The organism is Aeromonas sp. Prich7-2, from assembly GCF_017939255.1.
Classification (GTDB): Bacteria; Pseudomonadota; Gammaproteobacteria; order Enterobacterales; family Aeromonadaceae; genus Aeromonas; species Aeromonas caviae.
Genome location: NZ_JAGKRI010000003.1, coordinates 45,953 through 57,828, shown reverse-complemented (window position 1 = coordinate 57,828; position 11,876 = coordinate 45,953). Strand labels below are relative to the sequence as shown.

Annotated in this window: 11 protein-coding genes; 6 read left to right on the top strand and 5 right to left on the bottom strand. The window is 63.4% G+C overall.

What is annotated here, in order from left to right:
* Window positions 1-31: 31 nt before the first annotated feature.
* The 3 genes from J9892_RS00455 to J9892_RS00445 are packed head-to-tail and all read right to left on the bottom strand — an operon-like array spanning window position 32 to window position 3,566.
* Complete coding sequence (locus tag J9892_RS00455; RefSeq protein WP_202607998.1) at window positions 32-1,549, bottom strand: N-acetylmuramoyl-L-alanine amidase; 1,518 nt, start codon at window positions 1,547-1,549, stop codon at window positions 32-34.
* A gap of 23 nt (window positions 1,550-1,572) precedes the next feature.
* Window positions 1,573-2,046, bottom strand: a complete 474-nt coding sequence (tsaE, locus tag J9892_RS00450; protein WP_029313846.1) for a tRNA (adenosine(37)-N6)-threonylcarbamoyltransferase complex ATPase subunit type 1 TsaE — start codon at window positions 2,044-2,046, stop codon at window positions 1,573-1,575.
* Window positions 2,047-2,063: 17 nt separating this feature from the next.
* A complete protein-coding gene (locus tag J9892_RS00445) occupies window positions 2,064-3,566 on the bottom strand; it encodes a bifunctional ADP-dependent NAD(P)H-hydrate dehydratase/NAD(P)H-hydrate epimerase (RefSeq protein ID WP_043152655.1) in 1,503 nt (500 codons plus the stop codon).
* A 99-nt stretch (window positions 3,567-3,665) separates the two neighbouring features.
* Here J9892_RS00445 and queG point away from each other — a divergent pair, with 99 nt between their 5' ends.
* Window positions 3,666-4,820 carry a tRNA epoxyqueuosine(34) reductase QueG gene (queG, locus tag J9892_RS00440; protein ID WP_043152555.1) on the top strand — a complete coding sequence of 385 codons (1,155 nt, stop codon included), beginning with the start codon at window positions 3,666-3,668 and terminating at the stop codon, window positions 4,818-4,820.
* 83 nt (window positions 4,821-4,903) lie between these two features.
* Entirely contained in the window at window positions 4,904-5,647 is a 744-nt protein-coding gene (gene ppgK / locus J9892_RS00435) for a polyphosphate--glucose phosphotransferase (RefSeq protein ID WP_010673187.1), read from the top strand.
* 52 nt (window positions 5,648-5,699) lie between these two features.
* Here the strand turns inward: ppgK and J9892_RS00430 are convergent, their stop codons facing one another.
* Window positions 5,700-6,155 (bottom strand): hypothetical protein, encoded by a 456-nt coding sequence (locus tag J9892_RS00430; RefSeq protein ID WP_010673186.1) that lies wholly within the window; start codon window positions 6,153-6,155, stop codon window positions 5,700-5,702.
* 472 nt (window positions 6,156-6,627) lie between these two features.
* Between J9892_RS00430 and metN the strand changes: the two genes are divergently transcribed.
* The 4 genes from metN to rfaH all read left to right on the top strand — a co-directional run bounded on the left by metN (window position 6,628) and on the right by rfaH (window position 9,730).
* Window positions 6,628-7,671, top strand: coding sequence for a methionine ABC transporter ATP-binding protein MetN (metN, locus tag J9892_RS00425; RefSeq protein WP_043152552.1), 1,044 nt, complete (start codon window positions 6,628-6,630; stop codon window positions 7,669-7,671).
* A complete protein-coding gene (locus tag J9892_RS00420) occupies window positions 7,652-8,305 on the top strand; it encodes a methionine ABC transporter permease (RefSeq protein WP_029313844.1) in 654 nt (217 codons plus the stop codon). Before metN ends, J9892_RS00420 begins: the two co-directional genes overlap by 20 nt.
* Before the next feature lie 26 nt (window positions 8,306-8,331).
* The gene (metQ, locus tag J9892_RS00415; RefSeq protein WP_041211129.1) at window positions 8,332-9,132 is read left to right on the top strand and encodes a methionine ABC transporter substrate-binding lipoprotein MetQ; all 801 of its coding nucleotides are present in this window, start codon (window positions 8,332-8,334) and stop codon (window positions 9,130-9,132) included.
* Between the two features lie 97 nt (window positions 9,133-9,229).
* Window positions 9,230-9,730: a transcription/translation regulatory transformer protein RfaH gene (rfaH, locus tag J9892_RS00410; RefSeq protein ID WP_010673182.1), complete on the top strand. Its 501-nt coding sequence runs from the start codon at window positions 9,230-9,232 to the stop codon at window positions 9,728-9,730.
* 167 nt (window positions 9,731-9,897) lie between these two features.
* On the opposite strand, the gene J9892_RS00405 is transcribed toward rfaH, so the two are convergent.
* On the bottom strand, window positions 9,898-11,874 hold the full coding sequence (locus tag J9892_RS00405) for a methyl-accepting chemotaxis protein (RefSeq protein WP_200164560.1): 1,977 nt from the start codon (window positions 11,872-11,874) through the stop codon (window positions 9,898-9,900).
* Window positions 11,875-11,876 lie beyond the last annotated feature (2 nt).

Sequence of the window (11,876 nt, the reverse complement as noted above, 5' to 3'; positions counted from 1 at the left end):
GGCAGAGAAGGGCGGCGTTCTTCAGCCCGCGCTATTTTCGCGGAATATAGAGCACCTGCCCTATCTGGATGTCCCGCGACTTGAGCTTGTTGATCTCCACCAGTCGCGCCTGGCTCACCCCGTGTTTCTCGGCGAGCCGGGAGAGGCTCTGGCCACGGGTGACCACGTGGCGGATCATGTTGGACTTGTCGTTGCTCTGCACGCTGGCTACCGGCGCACTCGGCTCCTGGGCTGCGACCTTGTAAGGTTTGATCACGCCGGCACCGGAGGCGCTGCCGACACTGCTGACCGGGGCGCCGCCCTCACCGACGCGATAGGGCTCGCTCGCCGGCATCCGGTTGGTTACGACCTGCTGCGTTGGCTGGGCAGCCGGCTTGCTGACAGCGACCGGCTTGCTGGCAGGCGCCTGACGCGGCGGGGCGGCAACCTGGCCCTTGCCGGTGAGCATGGGCCCCTTGGTCGGATGGCTGCGGTAATAGTTGCGGATCCCCTCGAAGATGGCCCGGGCCAGCTGATCCTGATAGCTGGCGGTGGCCAGCAGCTTCTCCTCGGCGTGGTTCGAGATAAAGCCCGTCTCCACCAGTACCGAGGGGATGTCCGGCGCCTTCAGCACCGCCAGGCTCGCATGTTCCGGCGCCTTCTTGTGCAATCTGGCCACCCGGCCGAGCGAGCGCAGGATCTGGCGGCTGACGTCATAGCCTTCGGCCCTGGACTTGTCCATGGAGAGATCCAGGAAGGTCTGCGCCAGATAGGGGTTGGGATCAGACTCGGCCAATACCTTGCCAACGCCCCCCAGCAGCTCACCCTGCTTCTCCTGCTTCTCGAGCCAGCTACCCATCTCGCGGTTGGCGCGGTTGGTCGACAGCACCCAGACGGAGGCGCCGCGAGGAGTCGAGTTGTGGAAGCTGTCGGCATGCACCGACACCAGCAGGTCAGCCTTGGCCTTTCGGGCAATCTCGGAGCGTTTGTTGAGATCGACGAAGTAGTCGCCACGGCGGGTCAGCACGGCTCGCATGCCGGGCTCCCGGTCGATGAGGGCCGCCAGCTTCTGGGAGACCGCCAGGGTCACCCGCTTCTCGTAGGTGCGGCGCGGGCCGATGGAGCCCGGGTCTTCCCCGCCGTGACCAGGATCGATGGCGATGACGATGGCCTTGCCGTGTCCCCCGACGGGAGCGGGCTGCGCCGCAGCGCTCCCCTTCTCTTCATAGGGAAGATCGATCACCAGACGGTGGCCATAGGGGCCTGCCGGCGCCAGCGGGAAGACCACCGGCTTGATGGCAGAGCCGAGATCCAGCACCAGTCGCAGGCCGCCCTTCTCCAGCGGAGTGCTCTCGCGGATCTTGCGCACCAGCTCGCTCTTGTTCTCGATGCGGGCCAGGTTGGTGGCGTTGCTCGCCCCTTTCAGGTCGATGACCAGACGGTTCGGACCGGTCAGGGTGAAGTAGTTGAAATTGGGGGCGCTGCTCATGTCGAGCACCACCCGGGTGTTGTCCGGTGATGGCCACACCCGCACACTCTTGAGCTGATTGGCCCAGGTGGGCAATGCCATCAGGGAGAGAACAAAAACAAGGATCACGCGCACTGAGATGACAACCGTTCCAGAATGGCTTCGCCGATAGCAGTGCGGGCATCAATCTGCACCTCGCGCTGCTCGTTTGCATAACTCAGGGTGATCTCGAGATCCGGGGCTGGCAGCCAGCCGTCGCCCTTCTCTGGCCACTCCACCAGGCAGAGGGTATCGGCGGCAAAATAGTCGCGAATGCCCATGAACTCCAGCTCTTCCGGGTCCGCCAGTCGATAGAGATCGAAGTGATAGACCTGCCACTGGGCAAGCTCATAGGGCTCCACCAGGGTATAGGTCGGACTCTTGACCTTGCCCTCATGACCCAGTCCCTGTACCCAGCCTCGAGTCAGGGTGGTTTTGCCGGCCCCGAGGGCACCGTGCAGAAATACCGTGGTGGCCTGCTGGCACGCCTTTGCCAGACGGCCACCCAGCGCCACTGTTGCTGCCTCATCCGGCAGTGTCATCATCAAGGTTTTTGCCATGTTCTTCTTGTTACTTGTTACTGTGTCGGATTGACCAGACGACGGATCCAGGGCAGCAGATCCGATGCCAGCATGCCCCTCTCACCCTCGGCGGCGGCCAGATCGGCGGCCTCTGCGTGGATCACGGCCCCGAGTCGGGTGGCCATGCCCGCAGACCAGCCCTGAGCCAGGAGGGCGGCGATTATACCAGACAAGAGGTCACCCATGCCGCCACTGGCCATGCCGGGGTTGCCCTCGTCGCACAGGGAAATGCGCCTGCCGTCGCAGATGAGCGACCCCGCCCCCTTGAGCAGCACCACGCCACCGTAGCGCTGTTGCAGCCGCGAGACGGCCGCAAACCTGTCCCCCTCGACCTCGGCGATGGTGCAGCCCAGCAGGCGAGCCGCCTCCCCGGGGTGGGGCGTGAGCACCCAATTATCCTGATGACGGGGGGCCTGCGCCAGCCAATTCAATCCATCGGCGTCCAATACCAGTGGCACGGCGGCTCCGATGCCCTGTTCGAACCGGGCCCGGCCCCACCCATCCTGACCGAGCCCGGGGCCCAGTACCTGCACCGATGCCCACCCTTCATCCATGTCCGCCGGGCATCCCATCAGCTCGGGTTGAACCAGGCTGGCCGCCGGGCAATCCGGGTGCTGGCGCAGGCGTACCAATCCCGCCCCCGCCCGCAGACAGGCCTGACCCGCCAGCAGGATCGCTCCCTGCATGCCGAGGTTCCCCCCCGTCAGCAGTACCTTGCCGCTGTGTCCCTTGTGAGCCGAGCGCCTGCGCGGGGTCAGCAACCCCTTGAGGCTGGGATAATCGATCCGCTCGGCAGCGGGAACCCGTTCCTCCCCCGGCGTCACTCCCAGGGGATCCCGGTCGAGGTGGCCGACTCCGTCTACCCCGTCGGCGGTGAGCATGCCCTGCTTGATGCCGATGAAAGTGAGGGTGCGGGTGGCACGCACCAGTGCGCCCATGGCGCGGCCGGTGTCGGCATGGAGACCGGAGGGGAGATCCACCGCCAGCACGGGCGCGTTCAAGCCATTGATTGTTGCGACGATCTTTGTCATTGACGAGGAGAGGGGAAGCTGGACGCCGGTACCGAGCAGTGCGTCTATGACCAGATCCGGCGGCGGCAGCGTGGCGGGCAGCAGATCCTCGGCCATGGTCACGCTCCCCCCCGATGCGAGCCACTCTTCGGCAGCCCGCCTGGCATCTCCCCTCAGCAGGCCGGGAGCCCGGGCGGCAATCACCAAAGGCTCGAGGCCGATGCGCCGGGCAAGGCGGGCCAGCACGTAGCCGTCCCCGCCGTTGTTGCCAGGGCCGACGAAGATCCACCACTGACGGCTGTCGGGCCAGTGGTGACAGGCATAGTTGCACAGCGCAGTCCCGGCCCGCTCCATCAGCACATAGAGGGGAAGCCCCTCCTGCTCGGCCCAGCGCCGTTCCATGCTGCGGATCTGCTCGGCCCGCCACAGGGGTTGTGCTAGACTCTCCCACTCATTTTTGCGGATAGCGTCCCCGAACACCTCTACCATGACGGCCCCCACGTTTCATCATCCCATGACCCGGCAACTGGCACGCCATATTGCCGCCCTGCGCCTGCCACACTCCTGCAGGCAGAGGGGGGATGCTGCATGACGGCTGCCGAACTTGCGCAACTGGCCCACGATATCAAGCTCTGGGCAAGGGAGCTAGGATTTGACCAGGTCGGCATCGCCGACACCGATCTCACCCTGGAAGAGCCGAGGTTGCAGGCCTGGCTGGATGCCGGTTATCACGGGACCATGGACTACATGGCGCGCCACGGCATGATGAGGGCCCGCCCCCACGAGCTGTTGCCGGGCACCTTGCGGGTCATCTCGGTACGGATGAACTACCTCCCGTTCGAGGCGGGCTTTGCCGCCACCCTGCGCGATCCCACCCTCGGCTACATCAGCCGCTATGCCCTCGGCCGCGACTATCACAAGGTGCTGCGCAACCGGCTCAAGCAGTTGGGGGAGCGCATCGAGCTGCGGTGCGAAACCCTGTTGCGGGCGGCGGGACAAACCCTGGGCGAGTGGCGCCCCTTCGTCGACTCGGCCCCTATTCTGGAAAGGCCGCTGGCGGCCAAGGCCGGCCTTGGCTGGGTGGGCAAGCACTCGCTGCTGCTCAACGAGTCTGCCGGTTCCTTCTTCTTTCTGGGGGAATTGCTCATCGCCCTGCCGCTGCCCGTGGATGCCCCGGTGGAGAAGGAGCTGTGTGGCAAGTGCGTGGCCTGCATCAACATCTGCCCCACCGGTGCCATCATCGCCCCCTATGTGGTAGACGGACGGCGCTGCATCTCCTATCTCACCATTGAGAATGACGGCCCCATTCCCGAGGAGTTCAGGCCGCTCATGGGCAATCGCATCTATGGCTGTGACGACTGCCAGCTCATCTGCCCCTGGAACCGCTATGCCGATGCCAGCCCCGAACCCGATTTCAGCCCCCGTCCCGACCTGCATCGCCCTCCCCTGCTGGTGCTGTGGCGCTGGAGCGAGGCCGAATTTCTCAAGCACACGGAAGGCAGCCCCATCCGCCGCATCGGCTATCAGCGCTGGCGCCGCAACCTGGCGGTGGCCCTTGGCAACGGACCAGCCAGCAGCGAGGTCCTGGACGCCCTGCAACAGGCGCTGCCTGAAGCGGCGCCCATGGTGGCCGAGCATATCGAGTGGGCGCTGGCGACCCTGGCCAGGCGTCAGCAGGAAGAGAATAAAAAGACGCGATTGCTGATCCGCTGCATCGAAAAAGGTCTGCCGGATCACGCATAAGTGATCTGGCCCTTGCCGGATCGCAGCCATTTTTTCATGCTCTGCCGACCATTGAACATCGGCACAATAAAAGGAAGATTCTGATGCAGATGCTGGGAGTAGATATTGGGGGGTCCGGGATCAAGGGCTGCCTGGTCGACACCGAAACCGGGGAGCTGATTGGCGAACGCCACCGCATCGCCACACCGCAACCGGCAACCCCGGCCGCCGTGGCACACACCCTCAAGGCGCTGGTCGAGCACTTCCAATGGAAGGGGCCCGTGGGGTGCGGTTTTCCCGCCACCATCCACAACGGCATCGCCAAGAATGCCTCCAACATCGACAAGAGCTGGATTGAGACCGATGCCGCCCACCTGTTTGCCGATGTGACCGGCCTGCCCTGCCATGTCCTGAACGACGCCGATGCGGCCGGTCTGGCGGAGATGCGCTTTGGCACCGGGCAGGATCGCCAGGGGGTCATCATTCTCATCACCGTCGGCACCGGCATCGGTACCGCCGTCTTCGTCAATGGCCAGTTGCTGCCCAATACCGAACTGGGTCACCTGATGCTGGAAGGCATGGTGGCCGAACACTATTGCTCCGATGCGGTGCGCAAGCGCGAGGATCTTTCCTGGGGCCGCTGGGGCAAACGTTTCAACAAATACCTGGCTCGCCTGGAGTTTCTGTTCTCCCCCGACCTCTTCATCCTGGGGGGCGGCAGCGCCGCCAAGCTCGACAAGTTCATCGACAAGATTGAGACCCGGGCTCCCCTGGTGGCGGCCGCGAACCTCAACCAGGCCGGCATCATAGGCGCCGCCCTCTATGGCGCGGCCCGGCAAGGGGGCTGACCGCCAGCAACATCAGAAGACCCGGCCCGTGCCGGGTCTCTCTCATCCGGGCTCAGAGATCGTCGAGGCGATGAGCACCGTGTACCAGACGGGTCAGGCGGGATTGGGCCATGGAGGCCAGGGCTTTCAGCAGCGCCGCCGTGTCGGGCGTGGGGCACTCCCGGGCCAGACGTTCCAGCTCGCCGATGAGCCTCTCCTCCTGGCGTGACACCAGGGCCACTATCTCCGCGGGCTGGGTTGTGGCGGGCAGCGCCAGACGATCCCCCTCGGCCAGCAGATCCTCGCCAAACCCCTGATCCAGCCAGGTCTCCTTCACCGCGCTGCCCATCTGCTCGCGATAATCGTGCAGATGAGCCGCCGCGGCATCCTCCCGCCCTTGCAGATAGGCCAGCAACATTCTGCTGCGCTCAGCATCCACCCGGGGGATCTGGCGCCCGTAAATGTGCCCTTGCCGATGATGAAGCTCCTCGAGATAGAGCATCAGGTCCTTGATCTGTTGGAATCGCATCTCGCCCCCCTCCTGGCATCCACCTGCAGCCAGTATAGGGAGCTGGCATGTCGACACGGCCACAAACTGGTCATTTATTGTTCTGCATCAAGGAGATGGAAAAGAAAGCAGGAAAAGAGACGGCAGGAGGAAGGGGAAACCGGCAGCGAGACTGCCCGGACAACCGGGCACCTTGTCCGAAGGGGAGGCATCAAATCGACGACATAAAAGATATTTACCAGCTTATATTCGGACTAGAGTCATCAAATCGGAATCTAATATTGATGCTGGTGGTGATACCTCCACACCATAGTCAAATGGCGGGAATCCTTATCCATTTTTTAGACGTCTAGACGTAAAAACATGCGTTGACACAGCCATCCGGACATCTTAGCATCATCCTCCATGATGACAGAGCTACCCAGTGAAACCTCTGCCCAATTTACCCGCCTGTAGCGCCCTGTGCTTTAAGGCTGTTAGCACGGAAGAATCCATGATTAAGTTGATCGGTCTCAACAAAGTCTACGGTAAAGGCAGTGATGCCGTGCACGCCCTGCGTGACGTGAGCCTGCATGTGCCCCAAGGCAAGATCTTCGGGGTGATCGGTGCCTCCGGTGCCGGCAAGAGTACCCTCATCCGCTGCGTCAACCTGCTGGAGCGCCCCACCGAGGGGCAGGTCATCGTCGATGGCCAGGACCTGGTCGCCCTCAGCGAGCGGGATCTGACTCAGGCTCGCCGCCAGATCGGCATGATCTTCCAGCACTTCAACCTGCTGGCCTCTCGCACCGTCTCCGCCAACATCGCCTTCCCGCTGGAACTGGCGGGCTGGAACAAGGACAAGATCCAGAGCCGGGTCAGCGAACTGCTGGCCCTGGTCGGGCTGGAAGCCCGTGCCCACGCCTATCCGTCCGAGCTCTCCGGCGGGCAGAAGCAGCGCGTCGCCATCGCCCGCGCCCTGGCACCGGCTCCCAAGGTCCTGCTGTGTGACGAGGCCACCTCGGCCCTCGACCCGCAGACCACCCGCTCGATCCTGACCCTGCTCAAGGAGATCAACGCCAAGCTGGGGCTCACCATACTGCTCATCACCCACGAAATGGACGTGGTGAAGGGGATCTGCGACGAAGTGGCCATCATCAGCGACGGCCGTCTCATCGAGCAGGGGGAAGTGGCCTGGTTCTTCAGCAATGCCAAGACCCAGCTGGCACGGGATTTCATCCACTCCACCATCCACCTGGAAGTGCCTCAGGAGTATCAGGATCGGATGAGTAGCGACCGGGTGCCCGGCAGCTATCCCCTGGTGAAGCTCGGCTTTACCGGTACCACGGTGGATTCGCCGCTGATTTCCGAGGCGAGCCGCCGTTTCAACATCGACATCAGCATCCTGAGCGCAGACATCGAATACGCCGGTGGCGTCAAGTTCGGCTTCCTGCTGGCGGAACTGTTCGGGGACGAGGCCCAGTGCGAGGCCACCCAGCAGTTCCTCATCGACAACCACATTCAGCTGGAGGTAATGGGTTATGTCCGAAGCAATGATTAATCTGCTGATTTCGGCTCTGGGCGACACCCTCATCATGGTGTTTGCCTCCGCCCTGTTCGGCTGCCTGCTCGGCCTGCCGCTCGGCGTGGCGCTGCACGTGACCAAGGCGGGCCAGATCCTGGCCAATCCGCTGCTCAACAAGGTCCTGGGCGTCATCGTCAACGTCGGTCGCTCGGTGCCCTTCATCATTCTGCTGGTCGCCATCATTCCGTTGACCCGCTTCATCGTCGGCACCAGCATCGGCACCATCGCCGCCATCGTGCCGCTGACCGTGGGCTGCATTCCCTTCATCGCCCGCCTGGTGGAAGGGGCTCTGATGGAGGTGCCTGACGGCCTGCTGGAAGCGGCCAAGGCCATGGGGGCCAAGCCCCTGCAAATCATCGCCAAGGTGCTGCTGCCCGAGGCCCTGCCGGGGATCCTCAACAGCGTCATCATCACCCTCGTCACCCTGGTGAACTACTCCGCCATGGCAGGTGCCATCGGAGGCGGTGGTCTCGGTGATGTGGGTATTCGCTACGGCTACCAGCGTTTCGATCCCACCGTCATGCTGGTCACCGTGGTCATTCTGGTGGTGCTGGTTCAACTCATCCAGAGCGCGGGTGAGCGCCTGGTCAAACAATGTGATCATCGTTAATCGTCGATTTCTGACAGGAGGTTTTTATGAAATTGGGCATCAAATCCGCAGCAGCTGCGCTGCTGGCAACCCTGGTACTGGTCGGCTGCGGCCAGAAGGAAGAGAACAAGACCCTGAAGGTGGGCGCCATCGCCGGTCCCGAGACCGAGCTGGTTGAGACCGCGGCCAAGGTGGCCAAGGAAAAATACGGCCTGACCGTCGAAGTGGTCACCTTCTCCGACTACGTCACCCCGAACGTGGCCCTGAACGACGGCAGCGTCGACGTCAACGCCTTCCAGCACAAGCCCTACCTGGATGCCCAGATCCGTGATCGCGGCTTCAAGCTGGTGCCGGTCGGCAACACCTTCGTCTACCCGATCGCCGGTTACTCCAAGAAGGTCAAGGCCCTGTCCGAGCTGAAAGACGGTGCCCAGATCGCGGTGCCGAACGATCCGACCAACCTGGGTCGTTCCCTGATCCTGCTGGAGAAGCAGGGCCTGCTGACGCTTAAAGAGGGTGCCGGTCTGGAAGCGACCGTACTGGACATCGCCAGCAACCCGCGCAACTTCAAGATCGTCGAGCTGGAAGCCGCACAACTGCCGCGCTCCCTGGAAGACGTGGATCTGGCCATCATCAACAACACCTTCGCCGGTCAGATTGGTCTGACCCCGACCGAGAACGGCCTGTTTGTCGAAGACAAGGAGTCCCCCTACGTCAACCTGATCGTTGCTCGCGAGAACAACAAGGACGACGAGAAGGTCAAGGAGTTCGTTCAGTCCTTCCAGACCGACGAGGTCTTCAAGAAGGGGACCGAGCTGTTCAAGGGCGGTCTGGTGAAAGGTTGGTAATCACTCACTCTGGAAAAAAGGCCACGTCAAGCGTGGCCTTTTTTTTTACCCCCGTTATCATAGCCACAAGCACGGCAACACGAAAAACAGAACAACAATGAAGAAATGGTATCTGGCCTACTGCAAACCCAAGGAAGAGGCCCGCGCCCGCGCCCATCTGGCAGCCCAGGGCGTTGAATCCTATTACCCCATGGTCGAGATTGAAAAACTGCGGCGAGGCAAGCGCGTGCCCCAGCGCGAGCCCATGTTCCCCAACTACCTCTTCATCTACGTGGATCTGGAAGAGGTCACCCCGGTCACCCTGAAATCGACCCGGGGCATCAGTCGCATCATCCACTTCGGCAAGGAGTGGACCCCCGTCAGCAGCCAGCTGATCTACCGGCTCATGAGCCGGGACGACAGCGACGAGGCGCGCGCCAGCTATGCCCGTCTGCCGACCCAGGGAGACAAGGTACTTATCGAATCCGGCCCCCTCGCCGGGTTTGAAGCCATCTATCTGGAGCCGGATGGCGAAAAGCGGGCCATCCTGCTGGTCAACCTGCTCAACCAGGAGACCTGCAGCAGCTTCGAAAACCAGGCCTTCCGCCGCCTGGAGTAAACCGTCCTGTCGGCAGAAAGAGACACAGGGCAGTACACAAGACACCATCCCCCAGCTTCCGAACGGTCAGGACCGCACCTGCGGCGTGCATCCTTCCACCACCAGGTTTTCGGGCCGAAAAAAACGGGGCAGACCCAGAGGTCTGCCCCGTTTTTCTCTCCCTTGCGTCAGGCATCCAGTTCGAAGCGGCTGATGGCCGATGTCAGTCTCCCCGTCTCCCGGGTCAGGCGGGCGGCGATCTGCTCCCCCTGCTGGCCATGCTCGCTGGACTGATGGCTGAGCCCGGCAATCTCCTCCACCGTGCCCGCTACCTCCTGCGCCGCCCTTGACTGCTGCTCGGTGGCGGTGGCGATGGCGGCAAGCTGGCCGCTGAGATCCTGCACCAGCGTCGCCATCGACTCCAGGGTCTCGGTCACCGAGGCCACGGCGCCGCGCCCCTGCTCCACCAGCAGGGTGCCGCTGCCCACGGTATCCGCGGTCTCCCGGGTCTGCTGCTGGATGCTGGCAATGGTCTGGTTGATCTCCATGGTCGATGCGCTGGTGCGGCTGGCCAACTGCCTGACTTCATCGGCCACCACGGCAAATCCCCGTCCCTGCTCACCGGCCCGCGCCGCCTCGATGGCCGCATTGAGTGCCAGCAGATTGGTCTGCTCGGCGATGGTGGCGATCACTTCGGTGACCCTCCCCACCTGCTCGCTCTGGCTGCTGAGCTGCGTCATCGCCTGGTTTGCCTGGGCAATCATGGCACCAATCTGCGCCATGGTGGTCCCCATGCGGGCGAGGGCCTGCTCCCCCTCCCTTGCCTGTTGCTCGGTCTGGCGAGCCGCTCCCGCCGCGTCCGCAATGTTGCCCGCCACATCCCGGGTACTGACCGACATCTGCTCGATGGCCGCTGCCACCGCATCGAGCCGCTGATTCTGGCTCGCCAGATCATCCACGATGGCATTGGTGGTCTGGCCCACCTCGCGGCCAGCCCCTTCCACCTGACCGACCGCCCCCTGGATCTCCCCCACCAGCTCGCGCAACTGTGCCGACATCCGGTTGATGGAGCCCGTGAGCCCTCCCAGCTCATCCTGACGAAGCACGGGCAAGGGGGTGACGGGGAGGCGGCCATCGGCCACCAGGCCCGCCCGTTTCACCAGGCTGGCGATGTCCCGGGTCAGGCGCCGGCTGAACAGCAGGGCCACCAGGGTGCCCAGCAGGATGACGCTGGTGGTGGCGAGCAGCAGGGTGCGGTGAATGGTCTGACTGGCGGCCGCCATCTCCCCCGCCATCTTGTCCACCTCGGCACGGGTATGGGTCACCTGGGTCGCCAGCTGATCCGCCAGCCGGGTCAGGGCGGGCTCTATCTCGGTGGCCATCAGGTGGTTGGCCCTGTCCCAGTCCGGGGCCTGGCGCTTCTCGATCACCTGGCCGACCAGCTCGGCAAAGGGGGCTGACATCTCTTCAAAGAGCGTCCAGAGCCCCTTTTGTGCCTCGGTGAAGTTGGCCTCCTGCTGTTTCAGCTCGGCCACCCGCTGCTGGTGGAACTGGTAGTAGTCCCGGTACTTATCCAGGTACTCCTTCTCTCCCGAGATGAGGAAATCCCGCAGGGCGGAGAGTGCATTGCCCAGGCTGTTGTAGGCATCCCCCACCTGCTTGAGCAGCAGGCGCCTGTCACCGGGCAACGTCGCCTGGGGCGTCGCCACCTCTTCATTGGCAAAAGACTGCAACTGATCGAGGGCCGATTCCGCCAGGGGGCCGGCCTCCAGCAGCATCAGGGTGTGGGCGGGCAGGTTCTCTTCGGTGTGAGCCAGGGCCCACACCTGCGACTGTGCCCCCTTGAAATCCTTGAGTGCCTGGGCCAGGTCGGGAGTGAAACGCTGGCGTTCGATGGCGTGCCAGGCCTCTTCCCACTCCTGCTTGATACGATCACCCTGTGCCGGATCCTTGCCGAGGATGAGATAGGCCCGCAGGGATGAGACGGTGGCAATCAGGGCTTTCTGGCTCGCCTCGTCCCGCTGCAGTGCGGGCAGGGCCTGGGCCAGCAAGGCATCTTGCGAGCCTTCGATCCGGCCGAGCTGATGATAGACAAGGGCGGAGGAGAGAATGATGAGCAGGTTGATAAAACAGAAGCTCAACAACAACTTGCTTGATATTTTCATGG